The sequence below is a fragment of the Microbacterium umsixpiens genome (genome assembly GCF_053543675.1).
On record NZ_JBLVOH010000156.1, the window covers coordinates 8728 to 33849 of the forward strand.

27 protein-coding genes are annotated in these 25122 nt (G+C 68.9%); 10 read left to right on the forward strand and 17 right to left on the reverse strand.

The window, feature by feature from the left end:
• Positions 1–56: 56 nt before the first annotated feature.
• The 9 genes from ACNPM4_RS15475 to ACNPM4_RS15515 form a co-directional block, all read right to left on the reverse strand.
• On the reverse strand, positions 57–812 hold the full coding sequence (locus tag ACNPM4_RS15475) for an amino acid ABC transporter ATP-binding protein (protein ID WP_029263861.1): 756 nt from the start codon (positions 810–812) through the stop codon (positions 57–59).
• Entirely contained in the window at positions 809–1606 is a 798-nt protein-coding gene (locus ACNPM4_RS15480) for an amino acid ABC transporter permease (protein ID WP_029263860.1), read from the reverse strand. Before ACNPM4_RS15480 ends, ACNPM4_RS15475 begins: the two co-directional genes overlap by 4 nt.
• A 34-nt stretch (positions 1607–1640) precedes the next feature.
• Positions 1641–2294: a basic amino acid ABC transporter substrate-binding protein gene (locus tag ACNPM4_RS15485; protein WP_400858069.1), complete on the reverse strand. Its 654-nt coding sequence runs from the start codon at positions 2292–2294 to the stop codon at positions 1641–1643.
• Positions 2295–2632: 338 nt separating this feature from the next.
• Positions 2633–2935 (reverse strand): Dabb family protein, encoded by a 303-nt coding sequence (locus tag ACNPM4_RS15490; protein WP_400856406.1) that lies wholly within the window; start codon positions 2933–2935, stop codon positions 2633–2635.
• The gene (locus ACNPM4_RS15495) at positions 2932–3228 is read right to left on the reverse strand and encodes a glutaredoxin family protein (RefSeq protein WP_029263857.1); all 297 of its coding nucleotides are present in this window, start codon (positions 3226–3228) and stop codon (positions 2932–2934) included. Before ACNPM4_RS15495 ends, ACNPM4_RS15490 begins: the two co-directional genes overlap by 4 nt.
• Positions 3225–3527 carry a rhodanese-like domain-containing protein gene (locus tag ACNPM4_RS15500; protein WP_448986275.1) on the reverse strand — a complete coding sequence of 101 codons (303 nt, stop codon included), beginning with the start codon at positions 3525–3527 and terminating at the stop codon, positions 3225–3227. The genes ACNPM4_RS15495 and ACNPM4_RS15500 overlap by 4 nt, the downstream gene beginning before the upstream one ends.
• 78 nt (positions 3528–3605) lie before the next feature.
• A complete protein-coding gene (locus tag ACNPM4_RS15505) occupies positions 3606–3704 on the reverse strand; it encodes a 30S ribosomal protein bS22 (RefSeq protein WP_003792170.1) in 99 nt (32 codons plus the stop codon).
• Between the two features lie 113 nt (positions 3705–3817).
• Positions 3818–4009, reverse strand: a complete 192-nt coding sequence (locus tag ACNPM4_RS15510; RefSeq protein ID WP_017204627.1) for a helix-turn-helix domain-containing protein — start codon at positions 4007–4009, stop codon at positions 3818–3820.
• 139 nt (positions 4010–4148) lie between these two features.
• A complete protein-coding gene (locus tag ACNPM4_RS15515) occupies positions 4149–5081 on the reverse strand; it encodes a TetR/AcrR family transcriptional regulator (protein ID WP_448986276.1) in 933 nt (310 codons plus the stop codon).
• 102 nt (positions 5082–5183) lie between these two features.
• Between ACNPM4_RS15515 and ACNPM4_RS15520 the strand changes: the two genes are divergently transcribed.
• Both ACNPM4_RS15520 and ACNPM4_RS15525 read left to right on the forward strand, forming a co-directional pair.
• Positions 5184–6077, forward strand: coding sequence for an ATP-binding cassette domain-containing protein (locus tag ACNPM4_RS15520; RefSeq protein WP_448986277.1), 894 nt, complete (start codon positions 5184–5186; stop codon positions 6075–6077).
• The gene (locus ACNPM4_RS15525) at positions 6074–6901 is read left to right on the forward strand and encodes an ABC transporter permease (protein ID WP_448986278.1); all 828 of its coding nucleotides are present in this window, start codon (positions 6074–6076) and stop codon (positions 6899–6901) included. The genes ACNPM4_RS15520 and ACNPM4_RS15525 overlap by 4 nt, the downstream gene beginning before the upstream one ends.
• 7 nt (positions 6902–6908) lie before the next feature.
• Here the strand turns inward: ACNPM4_RS15525 and ACNPM4_RS15530 are convergent, their stop codons facing one another.
• Positions 6909–7316, reverse strand: coding sequence for an ArsR/SmtB family transcription factor (locus ACNPM4_RS15530; RefSeq protein WP_029263852.1), 408 nt, complete (start codon positions 7314–7316; stop codon positions 6909–6911).
• A 106-nt stretch (positions 7317–7422) separates the two neighbouring features.
• Here ACNPM4_RS15530 and ACNPM4_RS15535 point away from each other — a divergent pair, with 106 nt between their 5' ends.
• The 4 genes from ACNPM4_RS15535 to ACNPM4_RS15550 all read left to right on the forward strand — a co-directional run bounded on the left by ACNPM4_RS15535 (position 7423) and on the right by ACNPM4_RS15550 (position 11946).
• Positions 7423–8853: a TrkH family potassium uptake protein gene (locus tag ACNPM4_RS15535; RefSeq protein ID WP_029263851.1), complete on the forward strand. Its 1431-nt coding sequence runs from the start codon at positions 7423–7425 to the stop codon at positions 8851–8853.
• Entirely contained in the window at positions 8846–9517 is a 672-nt protein-coding gene (locus ACNPM4_RS15540) for a potassium channel family protein (RefSeq protein ID WP_029263850.1), read from the forward strand. Before ACNPM4_RS15535 ends, ACNPM4_RS15540 begins: the two co-directional genes overlap by 8 nt.
• A gap of 78 nt (positions 9518–9595) precedes the next feature.
• Positions 9596–10372 (forward strand): ABC transporter ATP-binding protein, encoded by a 777-nt coding sequence (locus tag ACNPM4_RS15545; protein ID WP_029263849.1) that lies wholly within the window; start codon positions 9596–9598, stop codon positions 10370–10372.
• On the forward strand, positions 10354–11946 hold the full coding sequence (locus tag ACNPM4_RS15550) for a hypothetical protein (RefSeq protein WP_105711142.1): 1593 nt from the start codon (positions 10354–10356) through the stop codon (positions 11944–11946). Before ACNPM4_RS15545 ends, ACNPM4_RS15550 begins: the two co-directional genes overlap by 19 nt.
• 15 nt (positions 11947–11961) lie before the next feature.
• Here ACNPM4_RS15550 and ACNPM4_RS15555 read toward each other — a convergent pair whose 3' ends face one another.
• Both ACNPM4_RS15555 and proC read right to left on the reverse strand, forming a co-directional pair.
• The gene (locus ACNPM4_RS15555; RefSeq protein WP_029263847.1) at positions 11962–12249 is read right to left on the reverse strand and encodes a DUF1905 domain-containing protein; all 288 of its coding nucleotides are present in this window, start codon (positions 12247–12249) and stop codon (positions 11962–11964) included.
• Positions 12250–12252: 3 nt separating this feature from the next.
• Complete coding sequence (proC, locus tag ACNPM4_RS15560; RefSeq protein WP_448986279.1) at positions 12253–13092, reverse strand: pyrroline-5-carboxylate reductase; 840 nt, start codon at positions 13090–13092, stop codon at positions 12253–12255.
• Between the two features lie 59 nt (positions 13093–13151).
• Between proC and ACNPM4_RS15565 the strand changes: the two genes are divergently transcribed.
• Together ACNPM4_RS15565 and ACNPM4_RS15570 are read left to right on the forward strand one after the other, a co-directional pair.
• Positions 13152–14123 carry a cation diffusion facilitator family transporter gene (locus tag ACNPM4_RS15565; RefSeq protein WP_029263845.1) on the forward strand — a complete coding sequence of 324 codons (972 nt, stop codon included), beginning with the start codon at positions 13152–13154 and terminating at the stop codon, positions 14121–14123.
• Between the two features lie 14 nt (positions 14124–14137).
• Positions 14138–14563, forward strand: coding sequence for a hypothetical protein (locus ACNPM4_RS15570; protein ID WP_448986280.1), 426 nt, complete (start codon positions 14138–14140; stop codon positions 14561–14563).
• Positions 14564–14589: 26 nt separating this feature from the next.
• Here the strand turns inward: ACNPM4_RS15570 and tadA are convergent, their stop codons facing one another.
• Positions 14590–15045 (reverse strand): tRNA adenosine(34) deaminase TadA, encoded by a 456-nt coding sequence (tadA, locus tag ACNPM4_RS15575; protein ID WP_417505528.1) that lies wholly within the window; start codon positions 15043–15045, stop codon positions 14590–14592.
• A gap of 80 nt (positions 15046–15125) precedes the next feature.
• Between tadA and upp the strand changes: the two genes are divergently transcribed.
• Positions 15126–15758, forward strand: coding sequence for a uracil phosphoribosyltransferase (gene upp / locus ACNPM4_RS15580; protein WP_372468470.1), 633 nt, complete (start codon positions 15126–15128; stop codon positions 15756–15758).
• A 59-nt stretch (positions 15759–15817) separates the two neighbouring features.
• Here upp and ACNPM4_RS15585 read toward each other — a convergent pair whose 3' ends face one another.
• Both ACNPM4_RS15585 and nadE read right to left on the reverse strand, forming a co-directional pair.
• The gene (locus ACNPM4_RS15585; RefSeq protein WP_448986281.1) at positions 15818–19288 is read right to left on the reverse strand and encodes a TM0106 family RecB-like putative nuclease; all 3471 of its coding nucleotides are present in this window, start codon (positions 19286–19288) and stop codon (positions 15818–15820) included.
• An 88-nt stretch (positions 19289–19376) separates the two neighbouring features.
• On the reverse strand, positions 19377–20195 hold the full coding sequence (gene nadE, locus ACNPM4_RS15590) for an ammonia-dependent NAD(+) synthetase (RefSeq protein ID WP_448986282.1): 819 nt from the start codon (positions 20193–20195) through the stop codon (positions 19377–19379).
• 109 nt (positions 20196–20304) lie between these two features.
• Here nadE and ACNPM4_RS15595 point away from each other — a divergent pair, with 109 nt between their 5' ends.
• Entirely contained in the window at positions 20305–20862 is a 558-nt protein-coding gene (locus ACNPM4_RS15595; protein ID WP_448986283.1) for a phosphorylase family protein, read from the forward strand.
• 30 nt (positions 20863–20892) lie between these two features.
• Here ACNPM4_RS15595 and ACNPM4_RS15600 read toward each other — a convergent pair whose 3' ends face one another.
• Positions 20893–23880 (reverse strand): AAA family ATPase, encoded by a 2988-nt coding sequence (locus ACNPM4_RS15600; protein ID WP_448986284.1) that lies wholly within the window; start codon positions 23878–23880, stop codon positions 20893–20895.
• On the reverse strand, positions 23881–25050 hold the full coding sequence (locus ACNPM4_RS15605) for an exonuclease SbcCD subunit D (RefSeq protein ID WP_448986285.1): 1170 nt from the start codon (positions 25048–25050) through the stop codon (positions 23881–23883).
• Positions 25051–25122 lie beyond the last annotated feature (72 nt).

Sequence of the window (25122 nt, forward strand, 5' to 3'; positions counted from 1 at the left end):
GCACCAGGGGGTCTCCTCGTGAAGGCGGGGTCTCGGCAGACCGTGCCGCCGCAACCTCAGAGCACGCGCGCCAGGAAGTCCTTCGTGCGCGGATGCTGCGGGTTCGCGAGCACCTCGCGCGGGTCTCCTTCTTCGACGATGTGTCCGCCGTCCATGAAGATCAGGCGCGAGCCGACCTCCCGCGCGAAGCCCATCTCGTGCGTGACGACGAGCATCGTCATCCCCTCGTCGGCCAGTGAGCGCATGACCTGCAGCACCTCGCCGACCAGCTCGGGGTCGAGTGCCGAGGTCGGCTCGTCGAACAGCATCATGTCGGGGTTCATGCACAGCGCACGCGCGATCGCGACGCGCTGCTGCTGCCCGCCGGACAGGTGCCCGGGGTAAGCATCCGACTTCTCGGACAGTCCCACGCGCTCGAGCATGGCGCGCGCGATCAGCTCGGCTTCCTTCTTCGAGCGCTTCTTCACCCGCTGCTGGGCGACCGTGAGGTTGCCGAGCACATCCAGATGCGGGAAGAGGTTGAAGCTCTGGAACACCATGCCGATGCGCGTGCGCACACCGTCGATGTCGACGTCGGGATCGGTGATGTCGATCCCCTCGATCAGCACCTTGCCGGCGGTCGGCTCCTCGAGCAGGTTGACCGACCGCAGCAACGTCGACTTGCCGGAGCCCGATGGTCCGATCACGCAGACGACCTCGCCTCGGGTGACGGTGAGGTCGATGCCCTTGAGCACCTCGTTGTCGCCGAACGACTTCACGAGCCCCTGCACATCGATCGCGGGGGCATGCACATCGATCAGTTCGGTGATCATCGCTGCCTCGCCATCCGACGCTCCAGCCACGCGCTGAAGCGCGTGAGCGGGATCGTCACGATCAGGTACAGGATCGCCGCCATGATCAGCGGCGTTCCGTTCGCGTTCTGGGTGCTCGCGTCACGCGCGAAGTTCGTGAGCTCTTTCGACCAGATGAAGGACCCGGCGATGAACAGCAGCGAGGTGTCCTTCAGCAGCAGCACGAACTCGTTGGTCAGCGGCGGGATGATGATCCGGAACCCCTGCGGCACGACGATCCAGAAGGTCGTCTTCATGGGCGACATACCCAGCGACCGCGCAGCCTCCGTCTGTCCCTTCGGGACCGCCTGGATGCCGGCGCGGATCGTCTCGGCCATGTACGCCGAGGCGACGAGGATGAGACCGATGAGTCCGAGCACGACCGGTCCGCCGAGCTTCGTCCCGGGAACGCCCACGGCGATCGGCAGGATGAAGGCGATGGCGAAGATCGTGAGGATCGCGGGGAGCCCCCGGAACAGCTCGATCCAGCACGTCGCGATCCAGCGGAACGGCGCGATGACCGACAGCTTCATCAGGGCCAGCAGCACACCGAGCAGCAGGCCGCCGACGAATGCCACGGCCGTGAACCACAGGGTGTTCACGAGTGCGGTCGTGATGATCCCGGGGAACATCTTCGCCGCGATCTCGGGGTTGAAGAACAGCGGTCCGATCTTCGCCCAGTCGGTGGTCACGATCGCCCAGACGGCGATCGCGATCAGCACCGCGTAGACCGAATACCGATACAGCTTGCCCTTGGTGGTACGCCTCAACGCCATCGTCGAGGTCCTCCCGCTCTACCGACGCCGCCGGTCACTTGGCCGCGAGGTACTCGTCGTAGATCTCCTGGTACGTGCCGTCGTCCTGGAGCTCCTTGAGCGCCTCGTTGATGGCTTCACGGAGCTCGTCCTTCTCGCCCTTGGCGAAGGCGAAGCCGTACGACTCGTCGGTCGGGTAGGTCTCGACGATCTTGTACGCGGGGTCGTCCTGCTCGTGCACGTAGTTGACGGGCTGGTCCTGCAGGATCGCGTCGATCTGCCCGGCCTGCATCGCCGGCCACAGCTCACCGTCCGACGGGTACTGGACGAGCTGTGCGCCCTTGGCGTTCTCGGTCGCGTAGGACTCGCCGGTGGTGCCCTGCTGCACGCCGACGTTCTTGCCGTCGAGGTCGTCGATGGACTTGATGTCCGAGTCGGCGCGGACCAGCAGCGACTGCAGCGAGTCGACGTACGGGTCGGAGAAGTCGATGTTGGCCTTGCGCTCCTCGGTGATCGTCATGGCCGAGGCGCCGATGTCGCACTGACCCGAGACGAGGATCGCACCCGACTGCAGCGGGTCGAAGCCCACGTCCTGCACGGAGACCTTGAGGTCGAGCTTCTCGGCGATCGCGGCGAGCAGGTCGATGTCGAACCCGGAGTACTCGATGTCGCTGGACGGGTCCTCGACCTCGAACGGCGGGTAGGGCACGTCGGAGCAGACCGTGAGCGTGCCGGCCTCGATCAGGCCGTACTCCTCGCCCGCGGCGGGAGCGTCGCTGCTGCCCGCATCGGACGAACCGGTCGCGCAGCCGGCGAGCGCGAGAGTGGCGGTCGCCATGAGGGCGAGACCGGCGATGAGGTTACGACGAGTCATGTCGGCTCCTGTAAGACGAGGGCGGGGTGTGCCCACGGACGGGTAGGAGAACATCTAAACATGCGGCTCGTCGCGTGACCAATGACATCAGTCGGTCGACGTATCACGTTTGCGTTGCAAGTGCACGTCAGTGGCGACGTGAAATCAAGTGCCGCACCGTGTGCGACGCGGTCTCAGACCTCGAAGTCGACCGCTGCGCGCGAAGAGACCACCGAGCGGATGTAGCCGGCGACCTCCTCGTGCGCGGGATGCACCTGGTACGCGTCGATGTCGGCGACCGAGTCGAAGTCGGCCACGAGCGTCACGTCCCAGTTCGTCTCCGGGTAGGCCGCGTTGGCACCGGCGGAGATCGTGAGCAGCTGCGGCACGACACCCTCCAGGGCGTTGAGGCGACGAGCGACCTCGGCCGCCTGCTCGGCACGCACAGCGGCGTCCTCGGCCGCGAGCTTCCACATCACGACATGGCGGATGGTCACAGGGATTCCTTCGTCTCGGTTCGCGCCTCACCGCGGACCGCGGCCTCCAGCGCCTCACGCAGTCGTTCGGGCGATACGCGCCAGTGCGCGTGCAGATCGCCGTCGATCAGGACGACGGGGATCTTCTCCCACCACAGCTCATACAGTGCGGGGTCGTCCTGGATGGACGCCTCGACGATCTCGATCTGCTCCGCGGCGGCGTCGGGCAGCTCGGCGACGACAGCGTCGATCACGTCGGAGGCCACCTCGCAGAGATGGCAGTCAGGCTTGCGGATCAGGGTCAGCGTGGTCACGCCGACGGCACCTCGACCGCGCGCCCCCGGGAGATCCACTCCCCTGTGCCGCCCTCGACGTTGGTGGCATCGAAGCCGCGTGACTCCAGCGCCTCGACGACGCGGGCGGAGCGACCGCCGGCCTGGCAGATGACGTCGAACGACTCCGCCGGCAGTTCATCGAGCCTGTTGCCGATCTCGGACATGGGGATGTTGACGGCGCCGGGCACATGGCCTGCGGCGAACTCGTCCACCTCCCGCACGTCGATGAGCGGAACACCCGACCGCTCGGCGAGTTCGGCGACGGTGATCGACTTCATGACATCCTCTCGGCGGTACGGAGCTGCGGGCAGAGACACAAAGCGCCCGTCCGAAGACAGGCGCTCGTGTCTGGTCGCTTACTTCTTGTTGCGACGCTGGTGGCGAGTCTTACGAAGCAGCTTGCGGTGCTTCTTCTTCGCCATGCGCTTGCGGCGCTTCTTGATGACAGAACCCACGGAAACCTCACTAAGTCAGTGGCTGGGTGTCGCCGAAATCGGACACCCGGGTACGGGCACGGAAAATGCCTCGGGTCAGTCTAGCAAACCCGACGGGCTCCGCCGCGCGCGCCTCAACCGACGTCGGCGATGGGCCGCTGCAGCGCATCGGCCACGGCGGACTCGGGCACACGATAGCTGCGGCCGAAGCGAACGGCCGGCAGCTCCCCGGCGTGAACCAGCCGGTACACGGTCATCTTGGACACGCGCATCAGCTCGGCGACCTCGGCCACCGTGAGGAATCGGACATCTGGAACCTCGGGCATCCCACGTACCCCTTTCTCGATGTGCACACTCTATGGGGTAGCTGGGACGCATGTAAACCCATGTGGCCCGTGTGATCAACGGGACGAATGCGCGGCCACTGACCCGTGACGAGGGTACGCACTGAACCCGGGACGCGGGTCAGGCCGGCTTCTTCGCCTTGGCCAGTCGTTCGCGCGCCTCGCGAAGCGCCTGCCGCTCGATCTTGTGGGCCGCGCGCAGAGCCTTCTCCGCTTCGCGCACCGCCCTCTGTGCTTCCTTCAGACGACGGTCCCCCGCGAGTTCTACGGGCTCGAGGTCGACCCAGTCGGTCGCCACGGATCGCGGCTCACCACGCTCGAGGGCGGCGATGTACGCAGCAACGCCGTCGAGCGTCCGCTCGACCCCGAAGCGGAAGGGGTCGGCCGCGGAGAGGAACACGTCGTCTTCGATCGCGCGACGCAGAGCAGGGAATTCCTCCGCGGTGATCACCCGATCGAAGAGCTCGGCCTCGCGCGCAGAGACCTCGTCGGGAGTGAGGCCGCTGCCGCGGGCCTGCTCCGTGTAGCCGGCCAGCACGATCCCGCACCAGCGAGCATGCCCCGTCATGGCGAGCGCGACGGCCAGCCGCTCCTCGGCGGTCAGCGGGGTCTCTTCGAGCGCGGCGAGGCCTGCATCGAGCCAGGCGGAGCTGTTCGGAGTGATCGGCGATCCGGTGACCGGCAGCGAGAGCATCCAGGGGTGGCGCAGGTAAAGCATGATCTGCGCCTCGTACAGCGCCAGCAATCGTGCGCGCCATCCGTCGACCTCGAGGTGGCTCGCCGGCGGAAGCCCCGTCGCCTGCTCCTGCATGAGCAGCAGCAGATCGTCCTTGGCGGTCACGTACCGGTAGAGGGACATCGGCGTGAAGCCGAGCTTCGCCGCCACGGCCGCCATGGAAACGGCGCCGATCCCCTCGGCATCGGCCAGCTCGACGGCCGCATCGACGATCTTCTCGACGCTCATCTCCCGCTTGGGTCCGCGCTGCGGGTTCGCGGCGACACCCCAGGCGAGCGCGATCCCCCGTGGCAGCTCCGGCGGCTCGGTCTCAGTCATGCGCTCATCCTACTTCTGTTTATTTAATAAACAGTGTGTTACGGTCATACACAGTTGCGTTGCTCATACACAGTTTTCTTCGTACACAGAAAGGATCGCCTGATGGACACAGCCATCGAGGTGCGCGGCCTGCACAAGGCCTTCGCCCAGAAGACCGTCGTCGACGGCCTGGACTTCACCGTCGCACGCGGAGAGGTCTTCGCCCTGCTCGGACCAAACGGGGCGGGAAAGACGACCACGATCAACATCCTCACCACACTGACCCGTGCCGACGCCGGTGCGGTGGCCGTCGCCGGGTGGGATGTGCACACCCACGCGGTCGAAGTGCAACGCCGCATCAGCCTCACCGGTCAAGCGGCCGCCGTCGACGACGCCCTGACGGCGACGGAGAACGTGGTCATGTTCGCCCGGCTCGCCGGGCTCGGCCGCGCAGCCGCCGCGCGTCGTGCGACCGAACTGATCACCCAGTTCGATCTGACCGAGGCCGCCGCCCGCACCGTGCGCACGTTCTCCGGGGGGATGCGCCGTCGACTGGACCTCGCCCTGAGCTTCGTCGTGACCCCCGAGGTACTCTTCCTCGACGAACCGACGACCGGCCTCGACACCCGGAGCCGCCGCGACCTGTGGGACATCATCCGGACGCTCGCGGCGTCAGGCACCACGGTGTTCCTCACGACGCAGTACCTGGAGGAGGCCGATCAGCTCGCCGACCGGATCGCCGTGCTGCACGACGGCCGCATCGCCGCACTCGGCACACCGGCGGAGCTGAAGGCGCGCATCGGCGGAGACACGGTCGAGCTCCATGACAGTGACGGCGCACTCAGCCGACAGATCCCCACCGACGGCACGGTCGCCGACCTGCGGCGAGCGCTCGACCTGCTCGATGAGGAGGGAGCCGACGGCGTCGTCACGCTGCGCCGCCCCACCCTCGACGACGTCTTCCTCGCCGTCACCTCGCCCACCTCGACTTCTCGCCCCGTGAAGGAGAACGCATGAACGCCACCCTGGCCACGCCTCGACCGACGGCATCCACCCCCTCCGCGCCCACCCCGCGTCCGAGGCTGCGCGGGTTCGCCGCCGAGGCCGTCTTCGTCGGACGGAGCCTGCGCCATTCCGTGCGCGACGGCGAATCGCTGCTGATGGCGATCATGCTGCCGGTGATGCTCATGCTGATGTTCACATGGGTCTTCGGCGGCGCCATCGACCCTTCGGGCGCATACGTCGACTACGTCGTGCCGGGCATCATCCTGACCTGCGCCGGCTTCGGAGCATCGTCCACCGCCGTGTATGTCGCGAACGACATGCGCACCGGCATCATCGATCGGATCCGCACCATGCCCCTGCGTGCGGGCGCCGTGCTCACCGGGCACGTCGTCGCCAGTGTGCTGCGGAACCTGGTCGCCACCGCGATCGTGATCGGCGTCGGCGTGCTGGTCGGGTTCCGACCCACCGCGGACCTCGGGGAATGGATCGCGCTGGCGGGCCTCATCACCCTGTACATCCTCGCGATCACCTACCTGTTCGCGGCCATCGGTCTCGCCGCAGGAAGCCCGGAGGGCGCGAACGGCTACGGTTTCGTCCTGCTGTTCCTGCCCTATCTCTCCAGCGCATTCGTGCCCGTCGCGAGCATGCCGGAGTGGCTGCAGCCGATTGCGGCCAATCAGCCGATCACGCCCATCGTCGAGACGATCCGCGCCCTCCTGATGGATACGCCCCTACAGGGCGAGGCATGGTGGGCGATCGGCTGGTGCCTGGTCATCCTGCTGATCGCGGTGACGTGGGGCGCGTGGCTCTTCCGCCGCAAGGCGGGACGTCGCTGAGGATACCTCAGGCGCCGAGGCGCTTGAGTGCGTTGGCGACGGCATGCTTCGCGGAGGCCGCGGCGCGACCGACGACCTCCGCGGCGTGCGCGGCGCTGTCGTTCACGGGGTAGTCGATGTCGGGGGCCTCGTCGCCGTACGCATCGACGAGGAAGGGGACCAGCCAGTCGTCGACGACCTCGAGCGGCTCGACGGCGAGACTGTAGAAACGACGCTGTCCGTCTTCGCGCACCGAGACCAGCTCGGCATCGCGCAGCACCTTCAGGTGCTTCGACACGGTGGGCTGGCTGATGCCGAGGTCGGCGACGATCTGGCTGACGCTGGTGCCTGTCTCTCCTTCTTCCGTGCGTCGCAGCAGGAGCTGGAGGATGTCGCGCCTCGTACCGTCTGCGATCACGTCGAAGATGTCCGTCATGTGATCAGGGTAGTCGGCTCCGGCACGGAGTACCATGACGAAGGCTCGGCGACAGGCGCCGCGTGTCCGCAGCGCGCGGGCAAGAGAGAATCACGAGGGGGCAGCGATGTCGGGCATCGTTTCGGCGTCGTCCCCACGACAGGCCCTCAAAGGCGCCGCCGGACGGGTGAAGCACCTCGTCACGTCCTCGCCCTCCCGCTTCGCGATCGTCGTGTTCGCGCTCCTGATCCTCGTGTTCACGGTGCTGCTGTCGCTGCCGATCGCCTCCGCGAGCGGCACGGTCACACCGCTGAGCGATGCGCTCTTCACCGCCGTGTCGACGATCTGCGTCACCGGCCTCGCCACCGTCGACATGGCCAACCACTGGTCACCCTTCGGCCACGTCCTGATCTTCCTCGGGGTGAACATCGGCGCCCTCGGCGTCCTCACGCTCGCGTCTCTCATGGGGATGCTGATCTCGAAGCGGCTCGGGCTGCGGGCCAAGCTCTTGGCGGCGGGCGACACCAATCCTCTGCGGGCACACGGCGGCGTGGTGAACGAGAGCCAGACCGTGCGACTCGGAGAGGTCGGCCAGCTGCTGACCACGGTCGCCGTGTCGGCCCTCATCATCGAGGCATCGCTGGCAGCCCTGCTGTACCCGGCGCTGGTGATGGCGAAGGTCGACCCCATCGCCGCGCTCTGGGAGGCGCCCTACTTCGCGGCCATGGCGTTCACGAACACCGGTTTCGCTCCGAACGACGGCGGCGTCGCCGTGTTCGCGGACGACTACCTGGTGCTGTTCCTCCTCATGGTGGGCGTGTTCCTCGGCAGCATCGGCTTCCCCGTCATCTACACCCTCGCGAAGCACGTCTGGCACGTGAAGCGGTGGTCGCTGCACACCAAGCTGACGCTCGTCACCACGGTGCTTCTGTTCATCCTGGGCGCCGCCGTCTTCGTCGTCCTCGAGTTCAACAACCCGAAGACGTTCGGGTCGATGGATGCGGCCGACACCACCTTCCAAGCCTTCTTCCTCTCCGCCATGACCAGATCCGGCGGCTTCAACGTGATCGAGATGGACGACCTGAACGGCTCGTCCCTGCTGGCCGCCAGCATGCTGATGTTCGTCGGTGGCGGCTCCGCCTCGACCGCCGGCGGCATCAAGGTCACCACTCTGGCCGTGCTCGCGATCGCCGTGTGGTCCGAGGCCAAGGGCCGCCAGTCGGTCGAGGCCTTCGGCCGCCGCATCCCCAGCGACGTGCAGCGCGTGGCACTCAGCGTCGTCGCGTGGGGCGCGACCATCGTCGCGCTCTCGACCATCACGATCTCCCAGATCACCAAGGACGACATCAGTCACGTGCTGTTCGACGTCATCTCGGCGTTCGGCACCGTCGGCCTGTCCACGGGGCTCACGGCAGAGCTCCCTGATTCGGCCTCGTACGTCATGGCCGCGACCATCTTCATGGGGCGCGTTGGTACAGTGACACTCGCCGCGGCGGTCGCCGCGACATCGCGCACGCAGTACTACTCACTGCCCGTGGAAAGGCCGATCGTTGGTTGAAGTCCTCCGGGGCGACGCTCCCGTCCTCGTCATCGGTCTCGGTCGGTTCGGCGCTGCCTGCGCCGGAGAGCTCGACCGCCTCGACCGCGAGGTGCTCGCGATCGACGACAACCTCGAACTCGTGCAGAAGTGGTCCGACCGCGTCACCCACACGGTGCAGGCCGACGCGAAGAACATCGACGCCCTCCGCCAGGTCGGCGCCCAGGACTTCCAGGTCGCGGTCGTCGCGGTCGGCTCCTCGATCGAGGCGTCCGTGCTGATCACCGCGAACCTCGTCGACCTGAAGGTGCCGCAGATCTGGGCCAAGGCGGTCTCGCAGTCCCACGGCAAGATCCTCGCCCGTGTCGGTGCGAACCACGTCATCTACCCCGAGCGCGAGGCCGGCGAGCGCGTGGCGCACCTCGTGAGCGGGCGGATGCTCGACTTCATCCGCTTCGACGACGACTTCGTCCTCGCCAAGATGTACCCGCCGAAGTTCATCCGCGGCGTCGGCCTGAACGAGTCGGGCGTGCGCTCGAAGTACAAGGTCACGGTCGTCGGTGTGAAGAGTCCCGGCAAGCCGTTCCGCTACGCCGAGGCGAACACCATCGTCACGAACCACGACCTCATCATCGTGTCCGGCACCAACAGCGACATCGAACGCTTCGCCGGCCTCGACCGCTGACCTCGGACACGTCCGGATACCTCGACTCCCCCTCACGGCGGATGCATCGTCGTGCACGGCCGTGGTGGGATGGGATGCATGACCGACAACGCAGCGGCCCCTCCCGTCCTCGCCCTCCGCGGGCTCCGCAAGCAATTCGGGCAGAAGATCGCGGTCGATGACCTCTCCCTCGATGTGCCGGCCGGATCCATGCTCGGGCTCCTCGGCCCCAACGGCGCGGGCAAGACCACGACCCTCGCGATGACCACGGGTCTGCTGCGGCCGGACGCCGGCGCCGCCTGGGTGCTGGGCGCGGACGTATGGCAGAACCCCGCCGACGCGAAGGCCCGGATGGGCGTGCTCCCCGACGGCATCCGCATGCTCGACCGCCTCACCGGTGCCGAGCTGCTGCGCTACACCGGGTTGCTGCGCGGCATGGCCGAAGCCGAGGTGGTCTCGCGCAGTGACGAGCTCCTCGCCGCGCTCGGCCTCACCGATGCTCGGGACCGGCTCGTGGTCGACTACTCGGCGGGCATGCGCAAGAAGATCGGCCTGGCGTGCGCGCTGATCCATGCACCGCGTCTGCTGATCCTCGACGAGCCGCTCGAAGCCGTCGACCCGGTGTCCGGCGAGACGATCCGGCAGATCCTCCGGGCGTTCGTCGACGGCGGCGGCACCGTGGTGCTGTCCAGCCATGTGATGGAGCTCGTCGAGTCGATGTGCGATCGGGTCGCGATCGTCGCCGAGGGACGCCTGCTCGCGAACGGCACTCTCGACGAGGTGCGCGCCGGACTGTCGCTGCAGCAGCGGTTCCTCGCCCTGGTGGGGGCGCATGACCTCGGGACGGAGACGCTCGCATGGTTGCGCTCCTCGTAAGCCTGCGCTGGCGCCAGTTGCGCCACCAGTTGTCGCGCAATCCCTGGATGGTCGTCACCCTGATCATCACCGGACTGATCGCCCTCGGATTCCTCGCCGCACTGACGGCGGGACTCGTGGCGCTGCGGTTCGCCGCCCCTGACGCCGCCGTCACCGCGATCGTGCTGGCGGGCACCGTCATCGTCCTCGGCTGGTGGGTCGGGTCGATCCTGGTCAGTGCCGATGACTCGCTCGCGCCGGAACGGTTCGCGCTGCTCCCCCTGACCGCAAGCTCCCTGCTGCCGGGCTTCGTCGTCGCGGGGGCGACGACGGTGGGCGGCATCGGCACCACCGTCGCACTCCTGCTCATGCTCCTCGGCTGGTCGGTGAGCCTGCCTGCGCTGCTCACCGCCCTGATCATGATCCCCGTCGCCGTGGCCACCTGCGTGCTGGGCGCCCGCGTCGTGAGCGGTGTGCTGGCCGGCTGGCTGGCCCGCCGCAGCGCGCGCGACCTGGTGGTGATCGTCGGCGTGGTGCTCCTCTCCTCGTCCGGTGTCCTGCTCAACGTGGGGATCGGCGCGCTGGTCCGGGTGAACGATGTCGGCGGAGCCTTCACGACCATCGCGGACATCGCCGCCTGGACTCCGATGGGCGCCGTCTTCGGCGTCTCCGGATCCGTGGCTCAGGGCGACTTCCTCACGGCGGCGCTCCGGCTACTCATCGCTCTCGCCACAGTCTCAGCCCTGTGGTTCGCGGCACAGGGCCTGCTCGCTGCGCGCCTGGTCGCCCCCATCCAGGACGCCGGCGGCGGACGCGTGCGCTCGGCCGGGCTGCTCGACCGGATACTGCCGGCCAGCCCGGTCGGGGCGATCGCCGCCCGCACGCTGCGATACTTCCGGCGCGACCCCCGGCAAATCGTGAACATCGTGATGCTCCTGCTGCTGCCCGCGATCTTCATCGGGCTCTCCCTGATGAACGGGCTGCAGGACGAGTCCATCGGGTTCGGTCCGGCCATCATCCTCATCCCGACGATCAACGCGCTCCTCACCGGCACGATCGTGCAGATGGCGATCGCCTACGACAACGACGCGGTCGCGGCCCACATCCTGAACGGCGTCAGCGGCGCCGCGGATCGGGCAGGGCGACTGCTCGGATTCGGGCTGATCGCGATCCCCGTGACGCTGCTGCTGTGCGCGGCCACCTGCCTGATCGCCGGCCGATGGGACCTGCTCCCCGCAAGCATCGGGTCGGCCTTCGGCCTGACGGCGATCTCGGCAGGCGCCGGGGCCTGGGTGGGCAGCTTCCTTCCTGGCCGCGCGCCCGCACCCGAGGCGAACCCGCTCGGTCGTGGCTCGTCCGGTGGCGTGCAGTCGCTGCTGGCGATGATCATCATCGGGCCGATCACGCTCGTGCTCGGGGCGCCGGCGCTCGGGTTCGCCATCGCCGGCATCTGGAATCCTGCGCTCGGCTGGGTGAGCCTCGGCTGCGGCGTCGTGCTCGGCGCCGCGGCCCTGTGGGGCGGGGCGGTTCTGGGCGGCAGCATCCTGAACCGGCGCTGGCCGGAAGTTCTCGCCGAGGTCTCCAGCGAGAGCTGAGCGGAGGTCGGGCGGTCAGGCGTCGATGTCGAGGACGAGTTCGACCACGTCATCGACGCCCAGGCCCTCGCGGTCCTGGAGCACCTTCTTGATCGGCACGATGTAGCCGCCGTCCTTCGGCCAGAGGGCCGTGGTCACGGTGGTGGAACCGATGGTGACGGATGCGGGGATCATCCCCCACCCGTACGTGACGATCGACGCGACCTCGTGGATCAGCTCGCTCTCGGCAGGCGGCACGGTGACGAAGTGGAACGGCGCCGGCCCGCGCCAGTACCAGATGACTCCCTCGATCCGCAGCTGCATGGATCAGGCCCCGGCGGCGAGTTCCTTCGCCCGCGCGAGGGCGGCGGCCGCGGCATCCGCGAAGGTGCGGTCGAGGTGCGCGTCCTGCAGCACGGCGACCGCACGCTCGGTGGTTCCCTTGGGGCTCGTGACACGACGACGCAGCTCGGCGGGGTCCTCCCCCGACGCGTCGAGCAGCGCGGTCGCGCCGATGAAGGTCTGCTCCACCATCAGCCGGGCGTCGGCGTCGGCGAAGCCCATGCCGACAGCGGCCTTCGTGAACTCCTCGATCAGCAGGTACACGTAGGCGGGCCCGGAGCCCGAGATCGTGGACAGCGCGTCGATCTGCGACTCCGGAACCTCGACGACCGCGCCGACGGTCTCGAACAGCCGGCGGACGAGGGCGAGATCCTCGGCGGTGGCGGCGGAACCGGCAGCGAGACCCGTGACGCCCTTGCGCACGGTCGACGGCGTGTTCGGCATCGAGCGGATGACGCGGGCGTCGTCGCCGAGCACGTCGGCAAAGGTCTGGAGCGTGACGCCGGCGGCGACGCTCACCACGATCGCGTCGTCCGTCAGGTGCGGAGCGATCTCGCGCAGCAGGTCGGGCACCATCGCGGGCTTGACGCCGACCAGCACGATCCGCGCGCTTGCGGCGGCCTCGGCGTTGCCGTCCGGCCGTTCGGCGAGCGCGATACTCGTGACCCCGTCGAGGCCGGCGAACGCCTCGGCCTTCGCCGCGGTGCGGTTCGTGGCGGTGATCCCGCCGTCGATCCGGATGCCGGAGGCGACCACACCCCGGAGGATCGCACCGCCCATCGAACCGGCACCGAGAAAAGCGAGAGAGGGAAGCGAGTCAGCCATGTCGTCATCCTACGGCGGGCACTCCCGCAACCTCGGGCGGGCGGTTCTAGACTCGTCCCATGAGTGCATCCGGAGGCAACAAGGCCATCGTCGCGGCGTTCCTGGCGAACCTGGGTATCGCCATCGCGAAGTTCATCGCCTGGGCCCTCTCCGGCTCCGCCTCGATGCTCGCCGAGGCCATCCACTCCGTCGCCGACTCGGGCAACCAGCTGCTCCTGATGCTCGGCGGACGCAAGGCCCAGCGGGAGGCCGACCGCGCACACCCGTTCGGCTACGGCCGGGAACGCTACGTGTACGCGTTCGTCGTCTCGATCATCCTGTTCTCGGTCGGTGGCCTGTTCGCGATCTACGAGGGCATCGATAAGCTCACGAACCCGCACGAACTGGACAAGACCTGGTGGTGGCTGCCCCTGGTCGTCCTCGCCGTCGCGATCGGACTGGAGTCATTCTCCCTGCGCACCGCCGTGCGCGAGAGCAACCTCGTGCGGGAGAAGGGGCAATCCTGGGTGTCGTTCGTGCGCCGTTCGAAGGCCCCCGAGCTGCCGGTCGTGCTGCTCGAAGACGTGGGCGCTCTGACCGGTCTCACCTTCGCCCTGCTCGGAGTCGGGCTCACACTGCTCACCGGAAACCCCGTGTTCGACGCACTCGGCACCGTGATGATCGGTGTGCTGCTCGTGCTGATCGCGATCGTGCTGGGCATCGAGACCAAGAGCCTGCTGGTCGGTGAGGGCGCGACCCAGGCCGACCACGACCGGATCGTCGATGCCATCAACGCCGGCGACGAGATCGAGAAGATCATCCACATGAAGACCCTCTACCTCGGCCCGGACGAGCTGATGGTCGCCGCGAAGATCGCCCTCAACGCCGACAAGCCGCTGCGCGAGGCCGCCGATGACATCAACGCGATCGAGGCCCGTATCCGCGACGCCGTGCCGGTCGCGCGCATCGTGTACATCGAGCCGGATGTGTACCGCCCGGCGATCGACCCCGAGCCATCGACCGACGTCTTCGTGCTGAAGTCGTCGGACTGATCACGGAGTCCGACATGATGCAGGCGAGAAAACTCGTCGGACTCCTGGGCGCGGCCGGTCTGGCCGTCCTGCTCTCCGGTTGCTCCCTGAACACGATGCTCTGGGGCGACGACGGAGCTGGGGTGATCGAGACGACCGAGGGCCTGATCGACGCAGCGACGGAAGGCGAAGCCGACTCGTACATGTGCGAGGGTCACGACCCGGAGCTTCGCGAACCGGCGGACTGGGAAGGGCTGTCCGCGGAGGAGCCCGAACGCTTCGTGGCGGACTACTGGCCGGATCAGGTCCCCCTGGAGCCATGCTGGAACATCGGCCTCTCCCTGCCCACGGAGCGGGTGGCCGGGGGCGTGGAATTCCCCGGCTACGTCTTCTACCAGGAGACCGACGACGGGCTGTGCGTCGTCGACGTCACCTGGTGGACCGTCGAATCCGAGGGCTGACGAGCCCGACGCGTGCACGCTGCGGCTCAGCGCCGCTGCTCGAAGAACGTCCGCAGCAGTGCCGTCGCCGCCTCCGCCTCGATTCCGCCGATCACCTCCGCCCGATAGGGCAGCCGCCGATCACGCAGCACGTCGTACATGGAACCGGCCGCACCCGCCTTGTCATCCCAGGCACCGAAGACCACCCGACCGACGCGTGCCTGCAGGATCGCGCCGGCGCACATGATGCACGGCTCGAGGGTCACGACCAGCGTGTGCCCCTCGAGATTCCAGGACCCGACGGATGCCGCCGCACGCCGCAGCGCCTCGATCTCGGCATGCCCGGTCGGATCGTTCGTCGCCTCGCGGGTGTTGCGCCCCTCGGCGATGATCCGCCCGGCGGGGTCCAGGACCACGGCGCCGACGGGGATCTCCGACTCTGCCGCGGCCTCGGCAGCGAGCTCGAGCGCACGCCCCATCGCGAGGTCGTCGGCAGCGGTCATGCGTCGAGCCTACGACAGCCGCCGGCCGCCGCCGGTGCCTCGATGTCGTTCCCGGAGGCGCGGCGCATTACCCTGTATCCATGCGCGTTCACGTGGCCGACCACCCTCTCATCACTCACAAGCTCTCGGTGCTGCGCGACGTGCGCACCCCTTCGCCGGTGTTCCGGCAGCTCACGGAGGAGCTCGTCACGCTGCTCGCGTACGAGGCGACCCGCAACGTGAAGGTGAGCCCGGTCGAGATCACCACGCCGGTGACGACGACGATGGGCGTCAAGATCTCCGAGCCGCGACCGATCGTGGTGCCGATCCTGCGCGCCGGCCTCGGCATGCTCGAGGGCCTCGTCAAGCTGCTCCCGACCGCCGAGGTCGGGTTCCTCGGCATGGTCCGCGACGAGACGACGTTCGAGCCGACGACCTACGCCGAGCGCCTCCCCGACGACCTCAGCGACCGCCAGTGCTTCGCGATCGACCCGATGCTGGCCACCGGCGGCTCGCTCGCCGCGGCGATCCAGTTCCTGTTCGACCGCGGCGCGAAGGACGTCACCGCGATCTGCCTGCTGGGCACACCGGAGGGCGTCGCCGCGATCGAGGCCATGGCCGGTGACCGCGATGTGACCCTCGTGCTGGGTGCGCTCGATGAGCGTCTCGACGAGAAGGGGTACATCGTGCCCGGGCTCGGCGACGCCGGCGATCGGCTCTACGGCACGGTCTGACCCGGCCGACTGCACCCCGCGACGCGGTCGTCTCACAGAGCCCGTCGAAGCGGGGGCACTCAGTCCGCCGCGCCGACCAGACGGGCGAACGCGCTGAGGCGAGCGACTCCCTCCGGGGTGTACGGCAGATCGTCAAGCAGCGCGGGCGAGTGGATCAGGTAGGCGACAACCTGCGCGCGGGAGATCGCCACGTTCAGTCGGTTCTGCAGCAGAAGGAACTCCGGGCCGCGCGGAGCGTCCCGCCCGCTGGAGGCCGCGAGCGAGGTGATCGAGACGACCGCCTCCTTGCCCTGGAAGTTGTCGACCGTGCCGACCGGGACGTCGTGATAGCCCGCCGTCGCGAGTGCATCGAGCACGAGCTGACGCTGTGCGTTGTACGGCGTAACCACGATGATGTCGGCGGGCACGAGCGGCCGGGTGGACCGGGACTCGTCGTTGTCGGTGAAGGAGCGACCGACCAGGTCACGGACCAGCCGGACGACCTCGGCCGCCTCCTCGGGCGACTGCGTGGAGTTGCCGCGGTGCCGCAGTGGGATGACGTGCAGACCAGGTTCGATCCCCTGGACCGCCCGCAGCTCGGTACCGGGGGCTGACGCCAGCTGCCCCGCGTAGGCGAGCTTCGACACCGGTGCCGCGACGAAGGGATGCATCCGCCAGGAGCGCGCGAGGAAGTAGCCGTACTCCGGCCGCACGACCGGGTCGCCATCCATCACCCAGCCGAGCGCGGAGGCGTCGACCGGTTCGGGGTGGGCGCCCTGACTCACCTGCGGGAGCTGCTGCGGATCGCCGAGGAGCAGGAGCCGCTTCGCCCCGGCGGCGACCGCGATGGTCGAGGCGAGCGAGAACTGCCCCGCCTCGTCGATCACGAGCAGGTCGAGCCCGTCGCGGTCGACCCGCTGGGTGTTGCTGAAGTCCCAGGCGGTCCCGCCCACGACGGCACCCTCGGAGGCGTGCTCGGCGAGGAAGGCCGCCATCCCGGGCTTCGGGATCGTCGTATACGAGTGCGTCGCATCCGGATCCTTCGGAGCCTTGGCGACCTGAGCCGGTGCGACCCCATCGGCCACGACCCGCTCGAGCAGCGTCTCGATGATCGCGTGCGACTGCGCCACGACGCCGACCTTGAAGCCGTGCTCGTTCACGAGCCGCGCGATCACCCGGGACCCGGTATAGGTCTTCCCCGTTCCCGGAGGGCCCTGCACGGCGAGATAGCTGCGGTCGAGGTCGAGCACCGCCGACACGATCGCGCCGACGGTGTCGTCGCCGGCAGCGGGGAGAGTTTTCCCCGACAGGGTGCGCGGAGGAATCCGGCGCAGGATGTCGGTCGCGGCGTCGTCCGGGAACCCCGGAGCTGCGGCATGCACCGCATCGGCCCACTCGTCGATCGCTCCCTGGAGGGAGACGACACGCGGTGGTGCGGCCGGGGTGAGGGCGAGCGGCAACTCGTCCCACGTCTGTCCCTGGACCGCCGACTCGGTGATGAGGTAGCCGTCGTCGAGCACCTCCGCCACCGTGACCGTGTGCGGCACATGCACCGCACGCGACGGGACCTCGGTGTCGAACGGCGCCGGAACTCCGTAGAGTGCGAACGGCTGCGACCCGGCGCCGAGCGTCGTGCCGGGCGAAACCTCGCCGCGGATCTCGACATCGCGGGACATCACCCGACGCCCCTCACCGATGCTCCAGTCGCGACGGACGGTCGAGGACGGACGGTCGACCCGCACCACATCACGCGTACCGTCCCACATGGTCACCGGCTCGCGAAGCCGCTGGAAGTGCGACACCCAGAAGCTCTTCGCCTCGCGCGGGAAGTAGTCGATCGCGGCGGCCGCGAGTCGATGGACGAGCCCGTCACCACCCGCCTCGACCGCGCGCTCGGCATCTGCGAGGAGGGCGACCGAGCGCGGCGACGGCTCGTAGATGACCTCGTCGGCTGCGTCGGGCGGAGCCGGGGTGACGCCCTCTTTGCGCGCGATGTCGATCAGCCAGTTGCGCAGACGCCTGGTCGACACGCAGTCGTAGCGGTTGTAGTCGGCGAGGTCCGCAAGGACCGCGTCGGCCCCGGCCTGCTCCCCCGCAGCGGCGAGCTCACGGGCCGCGACGTACTGCACGATCGAGTCGTCGCCCTTCTGCACGTCGCTGGTTCGCACGTCGTCGCCCATGTACAGCGGCTCGAGCTTCTTGATCGAGTACGAGCGCGAACCGACGCGCACCGTCCGCAGCACGAGCGGATACAGGTCGACGAACACGCCCTCGCGCAGCAGCCGATCCACCTCGCCCTCGCGCACCCCGTGCCGTGCCGCCATCGCCACCAGGTGCGAGGTCTCGTAGGGCGCGTAGTGGTAGATGTGCATGCCGGGGTGGGCGATCCTGCGCGCATTCACGAAGTCGAGGAACGTCTCGAGCGCGCGCTTCTCGTCGGCGAAGGTATGCGCCCACAGCGCCGAGTACTGGTCGGCGTTGTCGACCCACCCGAAGAGGTAGTCGATCCCCCAATGCCCCTCGCCGTCGGCGGCAGGCTCCGTGTAGAGCGGGTCGCCCTCGAAGTCGAAGAAGATGTCGCCATGGCTGGGCAGCGGGAGGGTGTGGATCGCCGGCGCGTAGTGCACGTCGTAGGTGGGCCGCCCCTCGGCATCGGCGTGCAGCTGCAGTCGCGCCTGGGCGCGAAGCGTCTCGAACGTGTCGATGTTCATGCCCGGCGGCGGCACCGATGCCTCTGCCAGCGCATCGATCGTCTCGATGCCGGATGCCCGCAGTCGCGCACGCTGCACCGGGCGCATCCGCGCGACCATCAGGAGATCGCGGTGGGCGAGCACCTGCTCCTCGCAGGTCGCGCACCGCCCGCAGGCCACGACCTGAAGGTCGCCGCGATCGTCTCCCCAGGCGAGCGGCGCACCCGTCGCCCCGTCGGCGATGCGCCGGTCGGCGGTGAGCGCCCGCAACCGAGCCCTCCGCACCTGGAAGAGCGGAAGGAGATCGTCGACCCGATGGGTGCTGAGTGTGCCGTCGCCGAGGATCAGGTCGACCTCGTCGGAGCGGGGGATGCCGAGCCTGTCGAGCTGGTCGACATATGCCGCGAGCTGCATGAGGGCCGTGACCCGGGCCTTGCGCGCCAGTTTGGAGTCCTGCACGCGCCATCGGCCGTCATCGTCTTTGCGGAGGAAGTCGGCGAACCCGACGAACTCGTCGGTGGAGAAAGCCGCTTGGAACACCACGAGCGCATCGGAGCGCAGGGCCGCGACCGTCTCTTCGATCGCGGCCGCCAGAGCCTCGGCGTCGACCGACGAGACCTTCTCGATGCGGTGGACACTCGCATCGCCGAGTTCATCGATGTACCGGGCGAGCACGTTCTGCTCGTGCACGTCGCCGAGCTCGGCGGCCCGCTTCAGCGTCGCGTCTTCGGGCTCTTCGACGGCAGGGACCCGCCCCAGCTTCGCGTCGATCGCCCGACACCACGCGAACTCGCATTCGGCGGCCGCCTTGAGGTCGCTCGCGCTCCAGATGACGCGCTGCGCCTGAGTGTCGATCCGCACGATGCTCCCGTTCTGTCGGATGCTTCGACACTATCCGCGGCATCCGACACGACGCGAAGCGGCGCCCTCCGCAGATGCGAACGTGCGGTCAGCGCCACCAGGTGTCGTCGGGGGTCACCGGGAGGTGCCGCTTGTGCTGCGTGGCGAGGTATCGCGCCTCGATGCGGCCGGCGACCTCCGGGTCGACCGGGCGTCCCTCGAGGAAGTCGTCGATCTGCTCGTAGGTGAGACCGAGTTCGTCCTCGTCGGCACGACCGGGCTGGCCGTCGAGCAGGTCGGCGGTGGGCACCTTGAATGCGAGCCGATCCGGCGCATCGAGGTACTGCAGGAGCGAGCGCCCCTGACGCTTGGTGAGGCCGGACAGCGGGAGGATGTCGGCCGCACCGTCGCCGAACTTCGTGTAGAAGCCGGTGACCGCCTCGGCGGCGTGGTCGGTACCGATCACGAGGAGCCCGTCGTGACCTGCGAGCGCGTACTGCGTGACCATGCGGAGGCGAGCCTTGATGTTGCCGCGGTTGAAGTCGCTGATGTCGCTCGTGACCGCGAACTCGATGTCTTCCTCGACGCCGTCGACGCCGTTCTGGATGTTGACCTCGACGGAGGAGTCCGGGGCGATGAAGGCGAGTGCGGCCTGGGCATCGTCGGCATCGTGCTGCACGCGGTAGGGCAGACGCACGGCGAGGAACTTCGCCTCGCCGCCCTCGGCCCGCACCCGCTCGACGGCGAGTTGGGCGAGGCGACCGGCGAGCGTCGAGTCCTGCCCGCCGGAGATGCCGAGCACATAGCCTCTCGCTCCGGTCGTGCGCAGGTAGTCGGCGAGGAAACCGATGCGACGCTCGGTCTCGGCTTCAGGGTCGACCTCGGACCTGACACCGAGGTCCTCAGAGATGTGCTGCTGCAACGACATGTGATCCTCCGCTCGTTTCCTCGAATCAGTATCCCGCTTCCGTGTTACGTCGGGGTGACGCCGCGGCGTTCGGATGCTCCTGCCAGTCACGACCTGAGAGAATGGGGCAGTGAAACTCCTCGTCGCTGCGCTCGCATCCGAACTGTCCGCCTTCCCCGAGGAACTCGAGGGCTTCGACCGTCTCGTGACCGGCCCGGGCAAGCTGCAGGCGACGTACGCCCTGACGCGTGCGCTCGACGCCACCGTCTACGACGAGATCGTGGTCGTCGGCACGGCGGGCGCGATCGATCCCGACCTCGAAGCGACCGTCCACGAGGTCGGCACCGCGTTCCAGCACGACGTCACCGACCTCGACGGCGTCGCCGGCCAGCACGTGTCGCTGCCGGCGCGGGTCGCCACTGGGCGCGACGGCGTGCTGATCGCGACGGGCGACCACTTCGTCGAGGATGCCGAGGTCACCGCCGTGATCCGTCCTTCCGGAGCGGCACTGGTCGACATGGAGACCTACGCCTACATCTGGGTCGCAGGACAGTTCGGCGTGCCCATCCGCGTGTTCCGCGCCGTGTCCGACCAGGCTGAAGACGGCGCATTGACCGACTGGCGCGAGGCGGTCGCCCGCTGCAGCGTGCAGCTTCGCGATTTCATCCGCGCCGAGTACGGCGTCTGAGGCGGCGGAGGCCGTCGGCGTTCGCGCGGCTCAGCGGGCCTCGATGATGCTCGGACCGTTCGGCAGCGCTCGCACGGTGAGCTGCGCCGGGATCTGCTCCTGCATGGCCTCGACGTGACTGATGACTCCGACCGTCCTGCCGCCCTGTCGCAGCTCGTCGAGCGTGCGCATGGCGACATCGAGCGTGTCGCCGTCGAGGGACCCGAAGCCCTCGTCGATGAACAGCGTGTCGAGGCGGATTCCGCCGGCCCGGGCCGTGACCACCTCGGCGAGACCGAGTGCGAGCGCGAGTGAGGTGAGGAAGGTCTCGCCGCCCGACAACGACTGCGGCGGCCGCGTCTGCCCGGTGAAGGCATCGGAGACCACGATCCCGAGCCCGGATGCTGCCCCTCGAGCCGCGAGCGCGTCGGAGTGCTGCAGCTGGTAGCGGCCCGTCGACATGTCGTGCAGACGCCGGTTCGCCGCTTCGACGATCTCTTCGAGCTCAGCCGCGAGGACGAACGTCTCCAACGTCATCTTGCGGGTGTTGGCGCCTCGCCCGGCGATCGTGTCCGCGAGATTCTGCAGCACCTCGAACTCGGCGGCATCGGTGGCGGTGCGGGCATGCTCGGCGGTGGCGGAATCGATCAGTCCCCCGAGCCGTTCGGCCGTGCCCGTCGCCCGAGCCGCCTCGTCGACCGCGTCGGTCCAGATCGCTCGGGCAGCCGCCGAGGCCTCTTCGACGGGCGTGAGGTCGATCGGCTCTTCGGGGAGCGTCCGCAACTCCAGGTCGAACAGGATCGCCCGTTCCTTCTCCCGCTGCACGGCATGCTCGGCGATGCGCGCGTCCAGTGCCTCCTGCGTCGCCACGGAGCGGAGGGCGTGTTCAGCGGCGGTCACATCGTCGAACGGCGAGTCGGCGATCGCCCCATCCCGCTCGGCCTCCGCCTCGGCCAGCGCCTGCGTCCTGCGCAGACGTTCTGCCATCGTCTGGGCGACCGCGCGGGCGGCGGAGATCCTGGTGGCCATGTCGTCGAGACGCTCGGCGACCGTGTCGAAGGAGCCGCGCGCCTCGGCGATCAGTGTGTGGGCCTCCGTGCTCCGCTGCTGCAGCAGAGCGTGCTGCTCCCGCGCCCGAGCGAGCGCCGCCATGCCCTCGGTCTTCTCGGCCTCGAGCTGATCGACCCGGTCGACGAGGTCGCTCCGTTGCACGTCGAGCACCGTCAGTTCATCGGCTGCGGACAGGCTGCGTGCGTGGGCTGCGGCGGCTGCTTCGTACTCCGTCTCGGCCTGGTCGACGCTCCGCCCGTCCGCGCGGGCGGAGACAGCAGCGAGTTCAGCCCGCAGGCTCGAAGACGCCGAGGAGAGTTCACGCTCCCGCTGCGCCGCGACGTCGCGGGCCTTCTCCGCTTCAGCGATGTCGTCTGTCGAGACGGGATCGGCGTGCGTGGCCGGAGCCGGATGCTCGAGTGAGCCACAGACCGGACACGGATGCTCGGGGCGCAGGCTCGACGCGAGTTCGCCGGACATCCCGTCGATGCGGCGCTGCCGCAGCTGTGCGAGGTTCGTCTGCGCGGCGGCGTGCACAGCAGTGGCGTCGGCGAGTTCGAGCTCGGTCGAGGCCTGCGTCTTCTGCAGCCGCTCCGCCTCGCGAGCCGCCGTGCGTCGAGCGCCTGCCTCTTCCTGGGCCGCTCGGGCATCGCCCACGCGGTCGGCCAGACGACGTTTCTCGTCGCGTTCCGCTGTCAGCGCGGCGATCGCGGCGGGGAGGGCGGCGCGTTCCGCTTCCCCGGCTTCGAGGCGCGCGGTCGCCGCCGCAACGGCCTCGTCGGCGGACTGCAGCTCGGCCTCGAGCGCCGGCGCCTGGCCCTCGAGCTCCCGCGCGCGCTCCCAGGAACCGCTTTCCCTGGTGCGCGCAGCAACCCAGCCGTCGAGGTCGCCATCGACGGTGACCTCGAACGCGTCCCACACCGCCCGTGACCGCTGCTCGTCTTCGGCCGCCACGGTGACCGCCGCCTGCGCTCGGGCTGCGGCAGTGATCGTCGACCGCACCGCCTCGGCGGCACGCGCGGCTGAGAGCTCGGCGCGGGCCTCGTCGATCGACGGCGCATCGGCATCCAGCCGCTCGAGCGCTGTCCGCGCGCGATCACGTTCCCGCTGGGCATGCTTCTCTTCGCGAGCGGTGGCGAGCGCCGCATCGGCATCGGCCGCACGCTTCTCCGCCTCCACCCGCTCCGAGGCGCGGCGCTCCGCCCGATAGTCGGCACGCGCCCTCGCTCGTCGGAGTGCCTCGAGACGCGCTTCTATCGGCGGGGGGCCGGACACCGCCGCGTCCTCGGTCGGCGCTGTCACGTCGTCGGAGAGCCCGCTGGTGATCACGAGCTGCTCGGCCTCGTCGATACGCGCATTCACCGTCGCGAGCCGAGCGCCGAGTGTCTGTTCCGCCTCCCGGCGCCGCTCGTCGAACCGTGCCTGCACGTCTTCGAACCGCTGTGTGCCGAACAGCCGCCGCAGCAGTGCCTGGCGGTCTCTGCTGCCCGCGAGCAGGAACTCGGAGAATCGGTTCTGCGCGAGCAGGATCACCTGGAGGAACTGCTCGCGGCTGAGCTGGAGGATCTCATCGAGCTCGCCTGCGACATCGACGGCGCGAGCGGCGCGACCCACCCAGCCGGCATCGGTCCACTCGTCGAGGGCGACGGCCGAGGCCTGCTTGGTCATGCCGCCCCCACGTTTGGCGGGACGCAGGTATTCCGGTGAACGGGTCACACGGAAACGGCCCGCCGGAGTGCTGAACTCGACCACCACCTCCGACGGATCGTCGGGCTCGCAGTGATCGCTGCGCAAGCGCTTCTCACCGCCGTCGTAACGCGGCACCCCGCCGTAGAGTCCGAAGCACACGGCGTCGAGGATGCTCGATTTACCTGCCCCCGTGCGGCCGGCGATGAGGAAGATGCCGTCGTCGGCGAACGCGTCGAAATCGACGACCTGCCGCGAACGGAAGGGACCGAAGCCCTCGACCTCCAGGCGATGGAGACGCATCTAGACGAGTGCCTCCGCGCGCACGCGCTCATCGAGCACCGCACGGATCAGGTCGTGCTCGACCTCGGTGGGCCCGTGTCCTGCCCGCACATGCTCGAGGAACGCCTCGATGCGGTCGGCGTCGGTGACGGCGGAGCGCAGCCGCTGCACGTACGACTTCTCCTCCACCTCTGCGACAGCTGCGGGCTGGTGCTGAACCATCGCGCAGTGGGGATAGCTCTCTCGCAGACGCCGCATCGGCTCGGACTGCGGCACCGCATCCGTGTAGACGGCGCAGACCCAGTCGTCGGTGTGTGCGGCGACGGTGTCGGCTGCGAGGATCTCTTCGAGCGAGCCCGTGAGCGTGACGAGCCGACGCGGAACCGGCAGCTCGAGCCACTCGACCGTGGCGAGGCCCTCGGCGTCGAGCTCGACCAGCCAGGATCCGCGCGGCTTGTCCTGCTCGCCGAAGCTGTAGTGCAGCGGAGCACCCGCGTACCGGACGCGCTCGCTGATCTGCTGGCGCCCGTGGATGTGCCCGAGCGCGACGTAATCGGGGCCGTCGAAGACGCTCAGCGGCACGACGTCGAGTCCGCCCTGACGCACCTCGCGTTCGAGCCCGACGGTCGCGTCGACGCCGGCCGCGAAGCAGTGCGCGATCGCCACTGAACGTCCCTCGTGCTCGCGCATGCCGGCGCGGACCAGATCCATCGCATGAGCCATGGTCTGCGCCTGCGTGCGCAGCTGCCGCCCCGAACTGTCACCCTCGGGCCAGTGCTGACGGACGATCGCCGGTTCGAGGTAGGGGATTCCGAAGAAGTGAACAGGCCCCTCGGGGTCGGCGATGGTGACCGGCACGCCGACCGCGAGCGGATCTGTCAGCACGTGGATGCCCTCGCGGAGCAGCCGGGCCTGGAAACCGAGTCGCGCGGCCGAGTCGTGGTTGCCGCTCGTGACGATGACGCGGGCGCCCGTCTCGTGCAGTGACACCAGCGCATCGCCGAGCAGCGTGTACGCGGCGCCCGACGGCGTCGCGGAGTCGAAGACGTCGCCCGCGACGACGACGACGTCGACTGCGTTCTCGCGAACCTGCTCCGTGAGCGCGCCGATCACCTCGGCCAGCGCGTCCATGGTCGAGTTGCCATGGAACGTCCGGCCGATGTGCCAGTCGGAGGTGTGCAGGATTCGCATACTCACACGGTACGAACACCCTCGGACATTACGTCCGAGGCGTGCCGCGGCATCCGTTCCCGGGGCGGGAAT

Bases quoted from the DNA above. Each gene is read 5' to 3' on its own strand.
- ACNPM4_RS15515 (WP_448986276.1), bottom strand. From the start codon at position 5,081: ATGACTGAGACCGAGCCGCCGGAGCTGCCACGGGGGATCGCGCTCGCC.
- ACNPM4_RS15570 (WP_448986280.1), top strand. From the start codon at position 14,138: ATGATGCAGGCGAGAAAACTCGTCGGACTCCTGGGCGCGGCCGGTCTG.
- ACNPM4_RS15555 (WP_029263847.1), bottom strand. From the start codon at position 12,249: ATGCAGCTGCGGATCGAGGGAGTCATCTGGTACTGGCGCGGGCCGGCG.
- ACNPM4_RS15535 (WP_029263851.1), top strand. From the start codon at position 7,423: ATGTCGGGCATCGTTTCGGCGTCGTCCCCACGACAGGCCCTCAAAGGC.
- ACNPM4_RS15520 (WP_448986277.1), top strand. From the start codon at position 5,184: ATGGACACAGCCATCGAGGTGCGCGGCCTGCACAAGGCCTTCGCCCAG.
- tadA (WP_417505528.1), bottom strand. From the start codon at position 15,045: ATGACCGCTGCCGACGACCTCGCGATGGGGCGTGCGCTCGAGCTCGCT.
- ACNPM4_RS15480 (WP_029263860.1), bottom strand. From the start codon at position 1,606: ATGGCGTTGAGGCGTACCACCAAGGGCAAGCTGTATCGGTATTCGGTC.
- ACNPM4_RS15605 (WP_448986285.1), bottom strand. From the start codon at position 25,050: ATGCGAATCCTGCACACCTCCGACTGGCACATCGGCCGGACGTTCCAT.
- ACNPM4_RS15550 (WP_105711142.1), top strand. From the start codon at position 10,354: ATGGTTGCGCTCCTCGTAAGCCTGCGCTGGCGCCAGTTGCGCCACCAG.
- ACNPM4_RS15525 (WP_448986278.1), top strand. From the start codon at position 6,074: ATGAACGCCACCCTGGCCACGCCTCGACCGACGGCATCCACCCCCTCC.
- ACNPM4_RS15475 (WP_029263861.1), bottom strand. From the start codon at position 812: ATGATCACCGAACTGATCGATGTGCATGCCCCCGCGATCGATGTGCAG.
- nadE (WP_448986282.1), bottom strand. From the start codon at position 20,195: ATGTCGTTGCAGCAGCACATCTCTGAGGACCTCGGTGTCAGGTCCGAG.
- ACNPM4_RS15600 (WP_448986284.1), bottom strand. From the start codon at position 23,880: ATGCGTCTCCATCGCCTGGAGGTCGAGGGCTTCGGTCCCTTCCGTTCG.
- ACNPM4_RS15565 (WP_029263845.1), top strand. From the start codon at position 13,152: ATGAGTGCATCCGGAGGCAACAAGGCCATCGTCGCGGCGTTCCTGGCG.
- ACNPM4_RS15500 (WP_448986275.1), bottom strand. From the start codon at position 3,527: ATGAAGTCGATCACCGTCGCCGAACTCGCCGAGCGGTCGGGTGTTCCG.
- ACNPM4_RS15530 (WP_029263852.1), bottom strand. From the start codon at position 7,316: ATGACGGACATCTTCGACGTGATCGCAGACGGTACGAGGCGCGACATC.
- upp (WP_372468470.1), top strand. From the start codon at position 15,126: ATGCGCGTTCACGTGGCCGACCACCCTCTCATCACTCACAAGCTCTCG.
- ACNPM4_RS15510 (WP_017204627.1), bottom strand. From the start codon at position 4,009: ATGCCCGAGGTTCCAGATGTCCGATTCCTCACGGTGGCCGAGGTCGCC.
- ACNPM4_RS15545 (WP_029263849.1), top strand. From the start codon at position 9,596: ATGACCGACAACGCAGCGGCCCCTCCCGTCCTCGCCCTCCGCGGGCTC.
- proC (WP_448986279.1), bottom strand. From the start codon at position 13,092: ATGGCTGACTCGCTTCCCTCTCTCGCTTTTCTCGGTGCCGGTTCGATG.